This window comes from Bradyrhizobium sp. WSM1253, from assembly GCF_000244935.1.
In the GTDB taxonomy this organism is placed as follows: domain Bacteria; phylum Pseudomonadota; class Alphaproteobacteria; order Rhizobiales; family Xanthobacteraceae; genus Bradyrhizobium; species Bradyrhizobium canariense.
In genome coordinates, this window is record NZ_JH600073.1 from 2,708,682 (window position 1) to 2,727,838 (window position 19,157).

Below are 19,157 nucleotides of genomic sequence, written 5' to 3' on the forward strand. Positions count from 1 at the left end.
ATCATGCCGGCGGGTGGCTATCGCTCCACCTCAGTGCGGTCTTGATAATGAAATCGATCTCGGATTGCCACGGGCTCCAACCGAGCTCCCGCTTGGCTTTGGCAAAGGAGGCGACGAGCGTGGGCGGGTCCCCTGGGCGGCGTGGGCCGCGGCGGACGACCGGGTCCTTTCCGGAGACACGCTTCACCGCCTCTACTAGTTCGAGCACACTCGTGCCAACCCCCGTACCGAGATTGAAGACATGAGTACCGCCTCGAGCCACCAGCATGTCACCTGCCAGAAGGTGGGCCTGCGCCAGGTCAGTGACGTGTATATAGTCCCTTATTGCAGTGCCGTCCGGCGTCGGAAAGTCCGTTCCCAGAATGGTGAAAGGCCGATCGGGTCGGCGCACCGCTTCGATCGCCAGCGGAATGGCGTGCGTCTCCGGTTCGTGGCGCTCGCCGATCTCGCCATCAGGATCACAGCCCGCCGCGTTGAAATAGCGCAGCGAAACCGACGACATCTCGTACGCGCGACCGAAGTCCTCGAGCATACGCTCGATAATCATCTTGGACCATCCATAGGGACTAATCGGCGCCTGCGGATGCGTTTCGTCTATCGGGGTGCGCGTGGGTACTCCGTAACTGGCACACGTGCTGGAAAAGAGCACGCGCGAACAGCCGACCGCCCGCATGGCATCCAGGAGGGCAAGCGTTCCTCTCGTGTTGTTATCGTAGTAAATGGCGGGATCAGCCACCGATTCGCCGACATAAGCCAGTGCCGCAAACTGCGCGACGAGGTCAGGCTTGTAGGTTTCCAGCGCTGCGCGTACGCCGGCTGAATTGCGAATATCGCACTCGACCAACGGTCCCCAGCGCACAGCATCGCGCCAGCCTCGGGAAAGATTGTCGAGCGTCACGACGTTCCAGCCCGCCATCGCAAACGCCTTGCAGCAATGCGAGCCGACGTAGCCAGCACCACCAGTGACAAGAACAGTCTTTTTCATCTCGCCGCTTCCGCTCCCCGCGCAATCATTAGGCTCTCGAAATATGCAATGGTTTTGCGTAAGCCGTCGCGCAACGAGAAGGATGGAAGCCATCCCAACGATTTCTGGGCCAAACTGATGTTGGGTCGGCGTTGCTTGGGATCGTCGATCGGAAGCGGCATGAATTCGATAGCCGATCTGGATCCAGTGAGGTCCACGATCATCCCGGCCAATTCAAGCATTGTGATCTCAGCGGGGTTGCCGAGATTCATAGGACCGACGACGTCATCACATGTGTTCATCAGCCGGACCAGACCGTCGATCAGGTCATCGACGTAGCAGAATGAGCGTGTCTGCTGCCCGTCACCGTAAATTGTGATTGGTTGATTGGTTAGTGCCTGCACAATGAAATTGGAAATGACACGCCCGTCATAGGGACGCATACGTGGACCGTAAGTATTGAAGATGCGGGCAACCTTTATCGAAAGCTTGTGTTGCCGCCGATAGTCGAAAAACAGTGTTTCCGCGCACCGCTTTCCCTCATCGTAGCACGAGCGCGGCCCGATCGGATTGACCCTGCCCCAATAGGTTTCGTCTTGCGGATGAACCTCGGGATCACCGTAAACTTCCGAAGTCGACGCCTGCAGAATTTTTGCGCGTATCCTCTTGGCCAGCCCAAGCATGTTGATGGAACCATGCACGCTCGTTTTGGTCGTTTGAACAGGATCGTGCTGGTAATGAATTGGACTGGCCGGGCACGCGAGGTTGAATATCTCGTCGACTTCCACATAGAGAGGAAATGTGATGTCATGCCGGATTACTTCAACTTTTTGGTTGGAAAGCAATCCAGTCAGATTATCCTTTGAGCCGGTGTAGAAATTATCGACACACAAAACTTCGTTTCCGGCGCTTACCAACCGTTCGCAGAGGTGCGAACCCAAAAAGCCGGCACCGCCCGTTACAAGGATTCGCCTCGTTCGCGCCAACATTTACTCCTCGTCACAAATTCTTGTTGTCAACTCTCCGACTTCCAAATTCCAGCTGATCCTTATCTAAAGCAATTGTGGCCTGAGTTGGTGCGATGCGTGGCTCCGACGCAGCCGCAGGTGGGACGCAGGAACCGGGAACGCGCAGTTGCAAGGCCTCGACACTTTCGTCACATCGAATTTAGGTCAGCAACCATCTGACAAAATCGACAAATGCGCCCCTGCGGCCCCTCGTGTCGGATGCAGCCGCGAGCGGTGTCCTTGGTGCGCGCATTGCTATGAAACTATTGCCTCGTGGCGGTTTCGTCCGCGGGATAGAACCGCGTTTGATGCGCTTCCGAGAGAACCTGCCCTGTCGATGATTTCGCCAGAGCGGTCCATTCGTACATTCCAGGCTTGCAAGGACCAAATGTCCGGACCGTCCCAGACGGCACAACGCCGTTACGGGGAACCGGAACGTCCTGGCCTCCCATCTCTCGGGTGCCTTGCGCTAGTGTGAGCGACATCGACGTGGCGCCCACGGGAACATTGCTCAGTCGGATCTCGGGATTTGGGAAAAGTGTGATACAGCCGCGTGTCCCGCCCCATGAAAAATCAAGTGTCATCGGATCAGCTGATGCAGGATGACATAGCGCGAGCAACAACGCGAAGACGGCGACAACAATTTTCACATATCGCTCCGGTCAGGTTTGATGCCGGATCTTCAGGCGATCGGCCACACAGTATCCACCAAAATATATCGCCATTTTATGGCTTGGTAGCTGAGCATACTGGCTGATCAAGGCAACAAAAGAGCGGCAGGTCACGAGTTGGCCATTGTTATATTTGACCGTCGACACATCCGTTGGCGAGCATCAGAGAACAATGCTGTGCCTGCCAACGGATTGAGCAAAGAACCGCAGGATGGTAGCTAAACCGTGTCCAGAAAAGTCCTGATCGTCGTACCGGTATTGAATGAGGCTCCCCACATCGAGACCGTTGTCCGTAACCTCGCTAGCGACAGCGTTCATGAAGATCGCACAATCGTGGTTGCAGATGGCGGCAGCACCGATGAGACGGCTGACATTGTGCGCCAGCTGGCCGAGGAGATTGCCGGCGTCCATCTGTTGCGCAATCCGCAGCGGCTGCAGAGCGCCGGGGTTAATCTGGCCGTACAAGTCTACGGTGCTGCAGCGCAGGTCCTGGTGCGGTGTGACGCCCATTGCCAATATCCGACGGACTATATTTCGCGCCTCCTCAAGACCTTGGACGAGCGCCAAGCCGACTCGGTCGTGGTCCCTATGGACTCGCGCGGTGACGGCTGCCTGCAAAAGGCCGTCGCCTGGGTATCGGACACAAAGGTCGGTTCGGGCGGATCGGCACATCGCGGCGGAAAGAAAAGCGGCTTTGTCGATCATGGACATCACGCAGCGATGACCATCGACGCCTTTCGCAGGGCCGGTGGTTACGATGAAACCTTCACTCACAATGAAGATGCAGAGTTTGACTGCCGGCTGCGTGCAATCGGCGGCCGGATATTTCTGGATTCGGACATCCGCCTTTCATATCGACCGAGGTCGGGTTTTCTGAGCCTGGCGAAGCAGTACTTCAACTATGGTCGCGGTCGATCGAGAACCGTGAGACGGCATCCCGGATCGTTGCGACTGCGCCAGTTCCTGGTACCGACTCACGTCGCGTTGATGTTCTGCGCCATCGTTCTGTCTCCATTCGCACCTGTACTGTTGACATTGCCGATGGCTTATCTGGCGATACTTGGGCTTACTGCAGTGACAATTGCACAAAAGCATCGCTCGATTTGCGGGTTGCTTGCGCTGCCGGCCGCTGTCGTGATGCACTTCGCGTGGGCACTTGGCTTTTTCTGGGGCATCCTGTCGATCCGCCAGACCACCTGGCAGATGACCCCTTCAGTTTCCTGAATCCTGCAGAACCTGGGCGCTGACCAGTGCGTCTGCATGCCGGCCCGCCTTCGCATAAGCGACCTCGGTCAGGCGGGCAATTGAGGTCCACGTCGGCACGGAGTCGCGCAGATCCAGCATTGCTTGTCCCTTGGAGTTTCGATAATCAGGATCATCAATTAGCCGCTCGAGTGACCGGGACAATGCGGCGGGGTCATCTGGAGGAACGAGCGTTCCCTCTGCCCGATCGCTCAGCCATTCGGCAAAGGTTCCAATGTTCGACGCGACAATCGGACGTCCCGCCGCGATCGCCAGCATCAGCACCCCCGATGCGTCAATGTCTCGGTACGGAAAAGCCAGGATGTCGGCGTGCGCGACCAGCGAGGTCATTTCATCGTCCGGAACGAACCGCAGGTCGAATTCGACATGGTCGTCGAGCTGCAGATCCTTCACCATCGCAAACAACGGCTCCATCGCCATTTCCGGCCAGCCCACGACCTTCACCACGCAACGTGCCCTGACCTCTCGGGGAAGCAATGCAAGTGCGCGAAGCATAACGTCGACGCCCTTGTAGGGCTTTATCTTGCCGAACAGGAGTATTTGAACGCGCCCGCCACCGGCCGAAGGCTCGTCCGCCGGTCGGGCGATATGATCCGTCAGCAATCCGTGCGCGATAACGGATATCTTCTCGTCCGGGATACCGACGCCCAGAAGGCGATCGCGTGCAACGGCCGTATGAACGATGAGATGGTCGAAGCAATGCAGAATCTTGAGCGCGCCAATCCGCTGTATCCGCGAGCTCGGATTGTTGTTGAACGGATTCGAGTCATGAACGGTCAGAACCGTTGGCGCGACCTTTCTGAACTTGGGAACGAACTGGCTGTCAACAATCGCCAAGGGCGCCCACTGGAAATGGATCACATCGGGCGGCGCTCTCCTGAAGCGCCTGATCAGCCGAGCCATTGATTCAGCGTGACTGAGACCCTTCAGTCCCAGCTGCACGTTGCGCGGAAGTTTCTTGAAAAAGCGCGACTGCATCCCAGGATAAAAATGTCGGTCAAGAAACCGCACTTCGTCGACGGACGGCTTCTGCCCAAGCTGGCGCCCGACAATGTTGGCTGCATGCCCAATATCGGTCAATCCTTTGGCTAATTTAAGATCATACGGCCAGGTAAACAGTGACGGATCGATCAGAGCGATTTTCATGCGATTGTCTCACCAACCATGCTTGCGGACTGTGAAATTACTTCTGGCTCATCAACGCATGGATTGATAGCCTTCGATGACACTGGCAGATTTCCTGAGCGAGACGCGTTGAAGATTAGCATCGTCATAACAGTCTACAATTACGAACGGTATGTCGGATTCGCAATCGACAGCGCGTTGAATCAGACGCGTCCAGCGGATGAAATTGTTGTCGTCGACGATGGCTCGATCGACGGTTCCCGTCAGATCATCGCCGGGTATGGTGACAGGATTCGAGCCATATTTCAGGCAAATCAAGGCAACATCGCAGCATTCGAAGTTGGGTATCGCGAAGCGACAGGCGATGTGCTGCTGTTCCTTGATGCGGACGATATCCTGATGCCGACAGCAGTGGAAAATGTCGCCGCACACTGGCGCGAGGGTCTCTCGAAAGTTCAGTTCAATCTGGAACTCATCGACGGCGCTGGTACGCCTCTTGGACGGTCATTTTGTGCGTTTCCGACGTCGTATACGTTACAGGACGTGCATGCAGAATTTATCCGGTCAGGAACGTACATCTGGCCGGTCATGTCGGGCAATGCGTATTCCAGAGAGTTTCTTCGTCAGGTCATCCCTCTCAATCCGCCCGTCGGATACGATGGCGCTCTCAACACGATCGCGCCGCTTTACGGGGACGTCGTCACGGTGCAGGCAATCTTGGGGCAATATCGGCTCCACGGTCGAAATATCAGCCGGAACGACGCGCAGGGCCGCGCCCAGCGCTTTCCCGATTTCCCTAGGCAAATCGGGTTTCGCGTCGCCGAGTTCGATATCCTGAAGGCGCATTGCGACAGGAAGTCGGTACATGTGCAATCGGCAAGGCCAATCGATAACGAGATCGTCTTTATCAACTATCGCTTAGCGTCCCGAAAATTGGGACTGAGGTATGTCGCCCAGGAGATGGACACATCGAGTTCGCTCCTGCGTCGCGGCATATGGCTGGCTCTGACCGAGACGACACAATGGCGGACCGCCGCCTCTCATATCGTCTGGTTCACTGTGTTATTCTTGAGTCCTTCCTGGTTTGCATACCGGCTGATCATGCTCCGGTTCAACAGGGCAGAACTCCTGAGGCCGCTCCTGAGGTTCGGCCGCTCCTGAGGTTCGGCAGCGTTATCCGACGCAAGCACGCCTGAATGCGCGATGGCGCAAAGCCAACCCACCTCGCAAGATCCTCGTCGCACGCCCTTCAGGCATCAATCACAGGCTTTCGAACCCCGCGAATTGTCCCCGGCATTGGCCCGTAAAGACTGGTTACGCCGGCAAGGCGGCCGCGAATCCGCCTGTCGGACTGGCGAAGGCGAATATTTTCCGACAAGCGCAGAACGTATTCCTTCGATTTCCACGCAAACCATGCCGCCCTGTCAAGCGCAGTAGGCTCGCGGAGCGACTCCGCCGCTTTTGCAATCGAGGATGGCAGCGTCAGCTCAAGGCATGGAAATGGAAACAAGCCATAGTTGTACAGCCCATTTGCCCAGAAGCGATCCATCTCCCAGTCGACTGGCCGATGGATCGTCGTCACGCTGTGGATAAATCGACGCGCTGCGCCGCTGGAGATCAGATAGGCCTGCGTTCCCATTGGCGCGCGCTCAAACCGCACCAATTCCCGCTGATCCAGCCAGGCCACGTGCTTGCACGGCGCCATGTGTCGCCCATACAGCCGGAGATAACCGATCTCGGCAGCCTTGCAGATATCCGGAAGCGATCGAAAGCTGAATCCGGCATCGAGAACGACGTCGTCTTCCACCACAAGTGTCCATGAATCGTCGGTGTCCGATGCCCCCAGTTGCGCCATGATGCTCATATGGCTCGCTGCGCAGCCGATCTCGGCTCGTGAAAGGCCCCTGCCCCAAAAGCGGATGGCCAGCGCTTCATCATATTGCGGGAGCCCCGTGGCTGGCACACGCAAGGCATCAAAGAAGGTCCAGGGAATACCAAGCGAATCCAGATTTGCACTCGCGCGCTCGCGGCGCACGGAACCGTCCAAACTAATCGCCACAACTCTGAGATCGCTGCCCATTGATTAGTCAGTCCTGCGCTGTCAACTTGGAACCGCATTGCACATGATCTCAAAAGGATTAGCGCGAACTTGTCTCTGCTGACAAGGAGGAGGCAAGCGCCCAGGCTGCCATGTTCGCGACGATGTTTCACATTGTTATCCCCGTCAGCACGAAATCTGCGGCTACACACTGAAATGGTCCGCATTCGAACGCGTTGGTGCAAACCGAAGGTTTCCACACTTGCGAGTGAATGTGTACGCCGCAAAAATGATGACGGTTAGGCAAGAGAGGCGTGGATGCCATCAAAGCGTCGAATCAACGGCACCATGGCAGCATTGTTCGTCGCATCGTTGGCTGTTGCTGGCTCAGCACTTTATCTAGGCCTGAGCAACGATGGTGTGCGACAGCGCCTGCGATCCATCACGCCCTCCAAGCGAAGCAGCCAGATCGTCGGTGGCGCCGTCGTCGGCCAGAATGGCAGCGGGTTGTATGCGGGCTATACGCTGTCCTGGGGTGACGATTTCGACGCCCTCGATATCGTTGGTCCGGCAAACCCGCGCGGCAAGTTCTTCCCGACTGGCGCCTATCATCCAGGCATCCGCGGCAATACCACGTCGCTAGGGACAGGCTTTGATGCCGACCCGCTAACGACAGGTTACAAAGACCGGAACCGCGGCGTCGCGGTCGACTTCGACAACATGTCGGTTTCCAGTTCGGTGCTGCGGCTCGGGGCGCGCAAGGCAACAGTGCGCGAGCAGGCATTCCTTACACCGACCGACCAGTCCATCAACGGAGGCGTCCGCCCGCACCTCTCCGCGATGATCCATACGGCCGGGGCATTTGCATACTACCCGAGCACCAATGCCGTCATCGTCGAGATACGTGCTCGGTTCAGCTCCAGGCTTACGAATCCGGCTGGCTTTCATCCAGCATTCTGGACCTATTCCGTTGCACCCGTGCTCAACCCAACCGGCAACGAGTGGGATCTGGAGTGCAACTCTCAAGGGATGCATTTCAGCAATATCGTCCACACCTCGGGGGCAATCTCGACCGACAACAGCGCCGGACCGTTCGACTATATGGACGATACGTTCCACGTCTTCAGCTTCGTCTTTCGAAACGGCGGAAGCACCCAGCTTTACGTCGATAGTGCCCTTCGGTCCCAGTTTATTGGCGTGGACTCCAATACCAAGAATATGCCCTCATTTCTGCTGCTGACGTCACACATATTCAACAATACGTTCGCGGGCGAGGCGTACGACGCCGCGGCGTGGGCCAGCTCCACGACCGGGGCCTATCTCGATGTCGATTGGATTCGCGGCTGGCGGACGGCAGGCGTCGCGCATTGGAAGCCGCTGGTTTCGGTCGAAGACCTTAATGTCGATTATGACGGCAGCGGCAAGGTCGTGCTCCCGAGCGCCAAGGCCCTGTGGGGTGATGCAAGCGTCACCGAATTCGTCCAGGTCGTACCCTACGACAGCTCCGAACCGGGCATGGCGGAGCAGTCGACGTTTACGCAATTCCCGGAAGGAATTTCGTACGATGCGGCGGCGCGCACGATCAAGGCGGACTTCACCACCGCTACGGGAAATCCCGGGCGGTCCCATGTCGTCGTTTACGGCTACAAACCTGACGGCTCAACGATGGAGCCCCTGCGATTCTCCATCAATCGCGGCCCGCGCGTGACGACGCCCCCCCTTTCAGCCGCCGCAGGCGACAGCTATCACCACGATATCTATGGGGAGTGCGATGTCGGCGTCATGATGCCGAAGATTTTGTCCGTCAAAGGACTGCCGCAGGGGCTCGCCTTTGACCCTTCCACCGGACTGATCAATGGCGTTCCCACGGCGGCAGGGGTCGCCAACCTAACAATCTCCTGCGCGAACAATGCGGGCCAGACCACAAAGAGCACAACAACGTTCACCGTCCACGCGCACGAGCCGGCGAACCGCCCGTACGGAGGATGATGCTCGACCCTCAACGTTGATCCGTCGGCGCCGAACTGCCCTGGCAGATATCCAGAAACTTTGCGAGGGCGCCGTCCACACTCGTGCTCAGTGGCCGGCTCAACTTTTCGAAGGGCTTGCTCCACGCATCGACGAACGTGCTGATTTTCCCATAATTATTGTCAAGAACCGAGTGCGGCAGATTCAGCAACACGCAAAAGATGTGCGTGTGAAGCCGGTCCGTGATCACGTAGGCCGACGATCCAACCTGCCTCATTCCACGGGCTACACGATTCGACGCCAGCAGGTGAAACCACCGAATGCGCACGTCGAGCTCCGACGACGTCCTGCCCTTGAGCAAGAGGAGCGCCGTCTCGAGCAGCGCCTTGACAAACAACCACTTTCCCAAGCCTCGTTGTTCGTTGAGCCAGTCCTCGACAACAGCAAAGTTTGGGAGCGGCGGAAAATGCTTTTGCTCTACCTTCTCGTGATCGGTTCGGAGCAGCAGCAACAATTTCTTGGTTACTGCCGCTGGCGAGCTCTGCGCCCCCAGGCAGAACGCCATGTCCGGACAGAGATCCACGGGCGCAGTAAATTCCGCTGTCGCGATATTCAAACTTTGCACGTCACGGACCAGAATCCGGAATTTTTTGTGCGAGTTGATGATCTCCGCGGCGCGCTTGAGACTTGCCTTCGAGGAGAAGTGTATAGTTTGTGGCAACTGAATGATCGGGCGATCCGGAAACTCCGACAGAAGCCTGAGCCGAAACTCCTGATGGCTGGGCCACAGGTCGCCAAAATTGCCCCCACCATGGATAAGGATCGGTCCAACAGGAACGGCTCTTTCAAATTCCTTCTTTGACCAGGTGTCATAGGTGCAGACATAGGAGGGTGCTCGACCTAGCTTTTTCTGCAGATAGGTCTCTTCACCCAACCATATGGCGCTGTCGCCCACATTGGAGTGGTTGGGGAAATCCACCAGCGCGAAATTCTCGACACCCACCAGATGGGGCCCGATGACCTTTTCGATCTCATCCTGCAGTTCTGCAATCAGTGTACGAGAATCCTTCATGGGAATTTCGGCCATCGTCCTGAGTTCGGTCCCATCGGTCGCATCACAGCATCGAATGGCTTTCGATGCATCGGCAAAACTTCCCATTCGACTAATCCACTTCTGCCATTGCGCCAAGCACCCGCAACGGTTGTGCAAACAACGCATCTGCGCGCCACCAGCGCGGACGCCGGATGTTTGCGCTGCGAGCTTCCCGCGTCTGTCATTCGATCTTCGCGCTCAGCCGCTTCCGCCTCTACGCTCTCGTGCCTCACTCGGTCCCCTCGCCGATGCGGAAGCCGACCGGTTCCAGAGCACGGAATAGATCGGCTTAGCAGCCAAAAGGCAAGTCTCGGCAACACTGCCGAATAGCGATACCACCGCACATATTCATGACAAGAATCGAATCTATTGGAGTCTTAAGGCAGGCAAATGTGTTGATCGCAACGAACATAGGCAGCGAGCCTGCAGGAATGCCGATTCTTGCAGCACGTCTTGCACCCAGGTGCGTTAGCGAGCTCGGAGTCATCGCATGATCGGTTTATTAAAAGACTACGTGAAGACACGCCTGCTCAACAGCGACGTTATGATATCCGGCACCTCAAAGGAGGAGGAGCTCAGGGAATTCTTCCGGGACCTTTTCCCTGTCGTTACGGACAAGAAATTAGTTCGACTGGGCGGATCCGCTGATGGCGGCTATTTGGTTCCGGATGACCTCGAAGGCTGCGTCGGTTGCTTTTCGCCGGGCGTCTACAACGTCTCTGACTTCGAGCTCGGCCTTGCCGAACGCGGCATCCCGTGCTTCCTCGCCGACTTCTCGGTGGATGCACCCGCGACCCAAAATGACCTGCTCGATTTCGAAAAAAAATTCCTCGGAAACGAAAACAACGCCAAGTTCATGACTTTAGAGAACTGGATGTCGAGAAAGGGCGCTCGGACCGGCGATCTCATCCTCCAGATGGACGTTGAAGGCGGCGAATACGAGGTTATCATCGAAACGAGCTGCGACGACCTGAAGCGCTTCAGGATCATGATCATCGAGTTCCATTCCTTGGACAGAATTTTCAATCCTATCGGTCTCAAGCTGATCGGCGCTGTTTTCAAGAAGATCACCAAGCACTTCGACGTCGTACACATTCATCCGAATAATTACTTCAAACCCATCGAATACAGGGACTTCAAGGTCCCGCCGATCATGGAATTCTCGTTCTTGCGCAAGGATCGCGTTTCTCGCCGAGCGCCTGCCAGAAGGTTTCCTCACGACCTCGACAGGAGAAACGTCGCCAATAGGGATGATGTCGTGCTGCCGAAATGCTGGTTCGCTCCGGGGTGATCGCCACCGTGGCCCCACCGATGAATCGCGCCAGCCGCGGACATCGGGTGCGCGACCGTCGGCTCGCAATGGCGGAAGTGCGCTTCCTACTCTCCGGACTGCCGGTTCTCGCCGAGATATGCCTGATAGGCCAGCTTGAGCCCATCCTCGAGCGGGGTCTTGGCCCGCCAACCCAGTTTCGCCAACCGGTTGACGTCGAGCAATTTGCGCGGAGTGCCGTCGGGGCGCGAGCTGTCAAAGCTGATCTCGCCGGAATAGCCGACGGTCGCCGCGACCACCCGGGCGAATTCGGCGATCGCAATGTCCGTGCCGGTACCGACGTTGACGAGCTCGCCGCTCGAATAGGTCTTCATGAGGTGGATGCAGGCGTCCGCCAGATCGTCGACAAAGAGGAATTCGCGCCGCGGCGTGCCGGTGCCCCACACCATGACGTTCTTCGCCCCCGACGTTTTGGCCTCATGGAAGCGGCGGATCAACGCCGCGACGACGTGGCTGTATTCGGGATGATAATTGTCGCCGCGACCATAAAGGTTAGTCGGCATCACACTGATAAAGTTTGAACCGTACTGGCTGCGATAGGCTTCGACCATCTTGATGCCGGCGATCTTGGCAATCGCATAGGGTTCATTGGTCGGCTCCAGCGGGCCTGTCAGCATCGACTCTTCGCGCAGCGGCTGGACTGCCAGTTTGGGGTAGATGCAGGAGGAGCCAAAGAACATCAGCTTCTCGCATCGATTGACATGCGCTGCGTGAATGACATTGGTCGCGATCGCGAGATTTTCGTAGAGGAACTCCGCCCGCAGCGTGTTGTTGGCGACGATACCGCCGACCTTGGCGGCAGCAAGGAACACTACCTGCGGACGCCTAGCAGCGAACCATTTATCGACGGCGGTCTGGTCACGCAGGTCGACCTCGCTCCGCGAGGCCGTCAGCAGTTCGACATTTTCCTCAGCGAGTCGCCGCACCAACGCGGAGCCAACCATGCCGCGATGGCCGGCGACGAAGACGGTCTTGCCGGCCAGTTCAAATGGAGTACTTGCCATTGGCAACCTCTCGCCTCGCCTCGAGCAAATCGCAAGCCATCATTTCCTTGACCAGCTGCGCGAACGGGGTCCTGGATTTCCAGCCGAGCTTCTCGCGCACCTTGCTGGGATCGCCGATCAGGAGATCGACCTCGGTGGGACGAAAATAAGTCGGGTCGATCCGCACGACGATCCTGCCTGACTCCTTGTCGAGGCCGGTTTCTTCGACGCCCCTGCCTTGCCATTCGATTTTGCGGCCGACTTCCGCAAAGGCGAGCTCCACGAACTCGCGCACCGAGCGGGTCTCCCCGGTCGCCAGTACGAAATCATCGGGCCGGTCGGCCTGCAGGATCATGTGCATGCCTTCGACATAATCCCTGGCGTGGCCCCAGTCGCGCTTGGCCTCGAGATTCCCGAGATACAGCGTCTCTTCGAGGCCCGTCTCGATGCGGGCAACGGCACGCGTGATTTTGCGGGTGACGAAGGTTTCGCCGCGGATCGGACTCTCGTGGTTGAAGAGAATGCCGTTCGAGGCAAACATGCCGTAGGCCTCGCGGTAGTTCACGGTGATCCAATACGCATAAAGCTTCGCCACCGCGTAAGGGGAGCGCGGGTAGAAGGGGGTCGTTTCCTTCTGCGGCACTTCCTGCACGAGGCCGTAGAGCTCGGAGGTGGACGCCTGATAGAACCGTGTCTCCTTCTCCATGCCAAGAATGCGGATCGCCTCCAATAGCCGCAGCGTTCCGATCGCGTCGGCGTTCGCGGTGTACTCCGGGCTCTCGAAACTAACCGCCACATGGCTCTGTGCAGCCAGATTATAGATCTCGGTTGGTCGGATCTGCTGCATTAGACGGATCAGGTTTGTCGAATCCGTCATGTCGCCGTAATGCATCAGGAACCGCACATTGTCGGCATGCGGATCCTGATAAAGATGATCGACACGGGCGGTGTTGAACGAGGACGATCGCCGCTTGATGCCGTGAACGGTGTAGCCTAGCCCGACCAGATACTCGGCGAGATAGGCACCATCCTGACCGGTGACGCCCGTAACCAGCGCGACGCGGCGCTTCGACCTTTCATCCATATTACTCACCCGACTCCTCGGTTATCATCGACGATTTTCCCAGTTTCCCGAAACCTGTTGGCAATTGCGCCGAGGATTCGCAGGATCTCACGCTCTGGCCCGGCCGGCGCGCCTGTCGCTCGCCAGACTCCAAAGAGGGACCCGACATAAGCGAGAGCGCTCACGAGAACAATGGCGATCAACCGAGCATAGACGTGAGACTCATGGCCAAACGATGTGATGAAACTCCAATTGGTCAGAAGACCGACAATGATCATCGTGCAGGTGGACAAAGCGGTCCTCAGATTCACGAGAAATTGTCGGGAGACAGAAGTGTCAATCAATTCGCGGACCAGGACCATGTTGTAGACGACACCGCCGAGCGTAACCGCCACGCGAGCGACCAGCAGGCCAAGTACCCCCCCGACCCACAAGCCCGCCACGATGACAGGCAGCCTCACGATCAGGATCGCAACGTCGCGATGAAATAACCTGCGCGTCTGCCCAAGGGCCAGACCAAGGGGTTGGACGGTCGCACTGAGCGTATGCAACGCAATTGCACCACCGAGGAGCTGGATCACGATTGTCGCGCCTGCCCAGGCTTCACCCAGTGCGAGCGGAACGAATTGATCGGCGATCAACGCGAAGCCGAACCCAGCCGGAAAGGCAATCGCACACAGCATTGATTGCGCCGACAGATAAGCGCGTTGAAGGGCGGCCTTGTCGTCCCTCAGCCTCACAAACGCGGGAAACAGTGTCCCGGCGAGTGGATTTGTTGCTTCTCTTGTCGGCGTGGCGGCCAAGTCGCTGCCCAGCACATACGCACCCAGGGCGGATTTCCCGAGAAAATATCCGATGATGATTTGGTCGAAACGCCAGTTGAGCGTGCTGACGGCCTGTCCGAGTGATAGCCAAACAGAGAACGAGAATAGGGAGCGGCTCCCCCTTATCCGGAATTTCGGCCGGAACGGATGGATGAGATAAGAGGCGACGACATCGATGAAGTTGGCGATGACGGCTCCTGCGATAAGCGCCCAGTAGCTCCTGAAGCAAATGGCGATCCCGGATGAGACGAGGATGGTTGCGAGCGCCCGGCTGCTGCTCGTCACAAATTCCTGCCAGAAGACGAGTTGACGCTGCATCATCGCAAGCATCGGATTTCGAAGCCCAGATATCACAATCGAGCAGCTCAGGACCAACAGGATCGGAATCAAGCGGCCATCGCCGTACGACAATGCCACCGGATAAGCGAGCAGCGAGAGCAAGAGTGCCAGCAAGCAGCCGCGAGCCAGGCTCAACGTCCACGCGGAGTGGAATTGATCCTCACTAGGATCCTTGTGGTGAATGAGCGCCGATGCCAGGGACAGTTCCGTCATCGACGTCAGAACAGCAATGATGGCCGTCGCGACGGCAACCAGGCCGAAATCTTCCGGCGTGAGCATTCTCGCCAATATGAGCGTGTTCAGCAAGCCGAGACTGGCAACCACCAGCCGGCTCACGCCGATCCAGGCGGCTCCGATGGCGATTGAATTTTTCGACAAAGGGAGCGCCGTACGCGCACCAATAGCGACCATTTTCAATGCTCGTTCATTGACAGATGGTTTCCAGTGCGCGCTCGAAGATGTCAGGCGCAACCTCGAAATCGAATGGACTGGGCCCAAACGCTCCCCGCGGGCGTGTTCCCTTGCTGTCTCCCACGATGTAAGAATAGTGCGCGCCGGCCGACGTAGCGATCGTGTAGTAATAGGGATGCACGTGGTCTGAGGGGATCAGCTCCAGGACTTTCGTTCCAGGCGAGCAGAATACGAGATTGGTCAGCCCTGCACCGTGTGGGCCAACGACAATCGCGCATTCCGAGAAAAACGCCGCTTCATCCTCAACGTCATCAAAATCGTAGATCTGGAAGCCGAACTTTCTCAGTGCAGGCATCAGCTCTTGTTCGTTGGCAACCTTCCTTTGTCCTTTGCGCGGAACGTATACGCGCCTGTCGTGACGAAGCGGCGACTTGGCGACCGGCAAGCGGAAGAACTCCGTAAGCCATGGTGCATAATTCCGTCGCAAGCCTGGAAACGAAGTGCCGATCACGAGATCGGCCTGGATGTCCTCCTGGCCTGCCCACACGCACTTGTGCACTGGAATTCCAAGCCGGCGAACGAGTTTGGCTGCCGTTTCGGACGCAGGCTTGGGCAAATAGACATAGTCGACATCCTCGAGCGACAGGCCACTTTTCTGGAATAGCGCCAAGCGTCCCAGGCAATCGAGCAGGAAGTGCCCATAGTTCCCTCCGGCGAAATCACTCGCTAGCGAGAGACAGGTGCCGCTTAGCGGCAGCGGCGTCCCATAGGCAACTGATCGCGGATGGCGCGAGAACGACGATCCGTACCAAGTGCTCTCGTAGAGCAGCGATCCATCCTCCGTCACGAGCCAGCCGTCGGGACCGAGGATGCGGGCCTTGTCCAGGCGGAGAACGCCCAGCTCGGGCATTCTGTTGTCAACGCTTTCACCGAAACCTGCGTCGCGGCTGCCGAATCGAACCGGTGCCTTCCGGGTCAGGACCTGTTCCTCGACGGCAGTGACCCACGTATGCGGATGTTCACTTCGCCACGTGCGATGATCACAAAGCCGGCTCGGGCTGCCGCGCAATGTACCACGGAGGATTTGCCTGACGGCGCGAACTTTTGAGTTCATGGACAACTACCAATGCAAGAGACACTGACCGTGACAGGCAAGCCCGCATGACGGCTCACCTGCCACAGCCAAGCAAAATTCAGACCGACCTTCGGATAGCGTGCCGAGCGCAATCAGCGGTACTCGGCTTGATTCAGATCACACGGAGCTGTGCTCACGCTGCATGTGCACCCCTCCGATCAGCGGTGCACATGCAGCGACAGTAGACGGCAAGATCTGGCTTTTTTTGGTTGGATCACCGTGGTGTCGCAAGCAACTGGGACTTCTTTGGGGCCGACCTCGCCCGCGACTTCGGCCGTCAGTTTGCTGCCCAGCAGATAGTTCCCTTCACGCCGCACGGCCGGCAGCGCAAACTCGATCACGCTGACGCCATTTTCCCCTTCCTTGCGAGAGTCCTGTTGCAGCGGCTTCTTTGCCGATGCGACCATAGCGCCGGTTATTTCGTCGAAGACGTACGCGTGAAGCGTTCGATTTGTCGGATAGTCGTCCGGAATCTTGATCGGAATTTCGATCTTGAGCGGATCGGTCGTGCCCAGCGACAATACCCCCGCGTTCGGCTTCTTATCCGCTACTACGTTCGTAACGTTGAGGAATGTCGGCTTGGGCATGTCGTTGAGCGCTGCCCTATATCCAAAATCATTCGGATCCGGTGTCACGTCGCTCGGACCGCATTTTCGGCTTCCCCGTTCGGAGGGCGTGAACTGGCAGACGCGAACGTAGTCGATCTTGAACGCCTGCGGGAAAGCCGCATCATCGATCCCGTGCCGGCCGGCCCAGGCTGCTCCGCCGACAGCAAAATTGAGATCGATGTGCGCCGGTGGTCCCAGTTGGCCATCCTTCCTGAGCCACTGGTACATGCGCGTGTAGACGAGACGGCCATCCCAGAAGAACGAAATGCGGTCAGGAGCCCAAACGAAGCCGGCAATATGCCAGTCCTTGTTCAGATCCTCCTTGCTGACCATGTCCTGAAACCTGAGCACGAAGGAGCTGTCCACATACGTGTAGGACTGCGGCGTCCACTTATCTTTAGTCATGGCATTCGAGTGCAGCATGTTCGGCTTGTCTTCCACACCATTGATGACGTACTCGAAAATGTCGATCTCCGGCGGATGCCAGAACTTTCCATCGATATCGTAATCGGCTTCGAGCCAGAATGCCGGCCACGATCCCCGCGCATTCGGAAGAAAGACCCGCGCTTCATAGTAGCCGTAGTAGAATGTCTGATGGCTCCGGATCATCCCGGAATCGAACGTGTCCGCCCCCTCATTCTTTTTTGCAGTCAGATTCAGCGTACCTTCGGACACCACGTGGTTGTCGCGGTAGCGCTGCTTTTCATCGTTGAAATGATCCATCGTTTCGTTGTTGTAGATGTATCGGGTCGCCCATTTGGTTCGATCAAGCTTGTCGCCGTTGAACTCATCCGAAAACACCAGCTCCCAGCCAGCGCACCAGGCCGGCGTTGCGGATCCGAATGCAACGACTATCGAGGCGACACAAAGGACTTGCCTGCGCACGGCTGCGAACATCAACGAGATCCTTTCGGTACGGCTGTTAGCCGGCTGAGAAACGCTGTGCCGGCTCAATGCGCAAAGACTTTGGCAATGGTGACGCTGCCACGTCGCGAGCCGGCACACGCAAGCGCACGGCCCTGCGGCTTTTTCGCAAGTAGACGTGCAACTTGCGATCGTTTTGGGGCGGTGACTTGTCGAACAATCAAGAACATTTGACTGTTCCCCGATCAGGTTCCCTCCTTGAGTGCCGTCGAGTGCTTGATTGATCGGCCGGACTGCCGGTTCGCGGCGCGGTCAAGCCGGCTTCGAATCTGTCCCGTCATCTTCACTTCAAGCAGGCGATGGCTGATCGTTGCAACGACAAGCGACGGCGGAAGCGAGGCCAGGAGAAAAAACAGTTGCGATCCGCTCCCCAATGCATCGACCATGCCCGTTCGATACATGATCAGCTTGACCCCGGCCATGACGATCGGCGGCCAGAGATAGAAACTGAAGCTGATCGTTCCAAGCCACTGCATCATTTGCCAACGCAGCATTCTTCCGAACAGGCCGTTCCCTCGGGACATGCCAAGCAGGAAAATAGTCCCGAAGACGCCACCAAGAACAACAAATGGAAAAGCAGAGATCCAGTCATGGAATGGCAAATATGCCGGCGTGACAAAGCCAACGTAGTCTGTTGCACTGGCAAGCTCGAGGCCTCTCCAGACAGTCAGGAACAGCACGAAGAAGATCGCCGGGTACTTCGCCAGCGATTGCAACGACGTCGACGATAGGTACTTCTCCGCAATGAGCACGCCACCAATCATCAGGAGCGCGCGGGGATAGTACACGAGCAAGACCAGCGAACTGACGGCTAACGTCAGCGCCAGCGGCCGACTGACGCCGCTGACTAGGAAAACGACGGCACATACTCCATAGAACAGGAATTCGTATCCGAGCGACCACGCCGCGGGATTGATCTGGATGATGTCAATAAATGGCGGCGGCGCCAACAGATTTGCACCAACCAACAGCAGACTTGGACCCTTTCCTGAAAGCCAGCCAGAAATCGCGATCGCGATCACGGTCATCCAGAGCACAGGAAGAATCCTCGCATAGCGATCAAGAATAAAGGTCACGACCGAGGATGCTCGATAAAGGCTTGGCAGAATCACGATTCCACTGATGCCGAAGAAGAACTCGACACCGAATTTTCCGGACTGCAGCGCTTCACCCAACAGCCCTCTGGCAAACAGATCGAACGTGGGTAATCCGGAATGAACGACGTGATAGACGAATACCATGAGGCAAAACAAACCTCTGGCACCATGAACGTAAGGGTTAATTCTTGCGCTCGCGTTGTGTTCCATGTGGGAAGTCGCTACAGGCTCTAGTATAGAGGGTGAACAGCCTCACGAGAGAGACCAAGGTGGATCGCGATCGTTACCCTGTGCCCAGACGCACCCACCAACCG

General features: G+C 57.4%; 15 protein-coding genes. 4 read left to right on the forward strand and 11 right to left on the reverse strand.

Features of this window, described 5'->3' with window-relative positions; translation table 11 throughout:
• Position 1: 1 nt before the first annotated feature.
• Both galE and BRA1253DRAFT_RS14360 read right to left on the reverse strand, forming a co-directional pair.
• Positions 2-985, reverse strand: a complete 984-nt coding sequence (gene galE, locus BRA1253DRAFT_RS14355; RefSeq protein WP_007595295.1) for a UDP-glucose 4-epimerase GalE — start codon at positions 983-985, stop codon at positions 2-4.
• A complete protein-coding gene (locus BRA1253DRAFT_RS14360) occupies positions 982-1,953 on the reverse strand; it encodes a UDP-glucuronic acid decarboxylase family protein (protein WP_007595297.1) in 972 nt (323 codons plus the stop codon). The genes galE and BRA1253DRAFT_RS14360 overlap by 4 nt, the downstream gene beginning before the upstream one ends.
• 914 nt (positions 1,954-2,867) lie before the next feature.
• On the opposite strand from BRA1253DRAFT_RS14360, the gene BRA1253DRAFT_RS14365 reads away from it, so the two are divergent.
• On the forward strand, positions 2,868-3,866 hold the full coding sequence (locus BRA1253DRAFT_RS14365; protein ID WP_007595299.1) for a glycosyltransferase family 2 protein: 999 nt from the start codon (positions 2,868-2,870) through the stop codon (positions 3,864-3,866).
• Here the strand turns inward: BRA1253DRAFT_RS14365 and BRA1253DRAFT_RS14370 are convergent.
• On the reverse strand, positions 3,855-5,051 hold the full coding sequence (locus BRA1253DRAFT_RS14370) for a glycosyltransferase (protein ID WP_007595300.1): 1,197 nt from the start codon (positions 5,049-5,051) through the stop codon (positions 3,855-3,857). The genes BRA1253DRAFT_RS14365 and BRA1253DRAFT_RS14370 overlap by 12 nt on opposite strands.
• Positions 5,052-5,159: 108 nt before the next feature.
• Between BRA1253DRAFT_RS14370 and BRA1253DRAFT_RS40460 the strand changes: the two genes are divergently transcribed.
• Positions 5,160-6,191 (forward strand): glycosyltransferase, encoded by a 1,032-nt coding sequence (locus BRA1253DRAFT_RS40460; RefSeq protein WP_007595304.1) that lies wholly within the window; start codon positions 5,160-5,162, stop codon positions 6,189-6,191.
• An 88-nt stretch (positions 6,192-6,279) separates the two neighbouring features.
• On the opposite strand, the gene BRA1253DRAFT_RS14380 is transcribed toward BRA1253DRAFT_RS40460, so the two are convergent.
• Positions 6,280-7,110, reverse strand: coding sequence for a glycosyltransferase family 25 protein (locus BRA1253DRAFT_RS14380; RefSeq protein WP_007595306.1), 831 nt, complete (start codon positions 7,108-7,110; stop codon positions 6,280-6,282).
• Between the two features lie 276 nt (positions 7,111-7,386).
• On the opposite strand from BRA1253DRAFT_RS14380, the gene BRA1253DRAFT_RS14385 reads away from it, so the two are divergent.
• Positions 7,387-9,057, forward strand: a complete 1,671-nt coding sequence (locus BRA1253DRAFT_RS14385) for a putative Ig domain-containing protein (protein ID WP_007595308.1) — start codon at positions 7,387-7,389, stop codon at positions 9,055-9,057.
• Between the two features lie 10 nt (positions 9,058-9,067).
• On the opposite strand, the gene BRA1253DRAFT_RS14390 is transcribed toward BRA1253DRAFT_RS14385, so the two are convergent.
• Entirely contained in the window at positions 9,068-10,195 is a 1,128-nt protein-coding gene (locus BRA1253DRAFT_RS14390) for a polysaccharide pyruvyl transferase family protein (RefSeq protein WP_007595310.1), read from the reverse strand.
• A gap of 424 nt (positions 10,196-10,619) precedes the next feature.
• Between BRA1253DRAFT_RS14390 and BRA1253DRAFT_RS14395 the strand changes: the two genes are divergently transcribed.
• Positions 10,620-11,420, forward strand: a complete 801-nt coding sequence (locus BRA1253DRAFT_RS14395) for an FkbM family methyltransferase (protein WP_007595312.1) — start codon at positions 10,620-10,622, stop codon at positions 11,418-11,420.
• Positions 11,421-11,506: 86 nt separating this feature from the next.
• On the opposite strand, the gene BRA1253DRAFT_RS14400 is transcribed toward BRA1253DRAFT_RS14395, so the two are convergent.
• The 6 genes from BRA1253DRAFT_RS14400 to BRA1253DRAFT_RS14425 all read right to left on the reverse strand — a co-directional run bounded on the left by BRA1253DRAFT_RS14400 (position 11,507) and on the right by BRA1253DRAFT_RS14425 (position 19,053).
• Positions 11,507-12,463 carry a GDP-L-fucose synthase gene (locus BRA1253DRAFT_RS14400; RefSeq protein WP_007595314.1) on the reverse strand — a complete coding sequence of 319 codons (957 nt, stop codon included), beginning with the start codon at positions 12,461-12,463 and terminating at the stop codon, positions 11,507-11,509.
• A complete protein-coding gene (gene gmd / locus BRA1253DRAFT_RS14405; RefSeq protein WP_035993338.1) occupies positions 12,444-13,526 on the reverse strand; it encodes a GDP-mannose 4,6-dehydratase in 1,083 nt (360 codons plus the stop codon). Before gmd ends, BRA1253DRAFT_RS14400 begins: the two co-directional genes overlap by 20 nt.
• Before the next feature lie 5 nt (positions 13,527-13,531).
• Complete coding sequence (locus BRA1253DRAFT_RS14410; RefSeq protein WP_007595318.1) at positions 13,532-15,079, reverse strand: lipopolysaccharide biosynthesis protein; 1,548 nt, start codon at positions 15,077-15,079, stop codon at positions 13,532-13,534.
• Positions 15,080-15,092: 13 nt separating this feature from the next.
• Entirely contained in the window at positions 15,093-16,193 is a 1,101-nt protein-coding gene (locus tag BRA1253DRAFT_RS14415; protein ID WP_007595320.1) for a DUF563 domain-containing protein, read from the reverse strand.
• A gap of 179 nt (positions 16,194-16,372) precedes the next feature.
• Positions 16,373-17,719 (reverse strand): family 16 glycosylhydrolase, encoded by a 1,347-nt coding sequence (locus BRA1253DRAFT_RS14420; RefSeq protein WP_007595322.1) that lies wholly within the window; start codon positions 17,717-17,719, stop codon positions 16,373-16,375.
• A gap of 212 nt (positions 17,720-17,931) precedes the next feature.
• Positions 17,932-19,053: an acyltransferase gene (locus BRA1253DRAFT_RS14425; RefSeq protein ID WP_083869846.1), complete on the reverse strand. Its 1,122-nt coding sequence runs from the start codon at positions 19,051-19,053 to the stop codon at positions 17,932-17,934.
• Between the last annotated feature and the right edge of the window lie 104 nt (positions 19,054-19,157).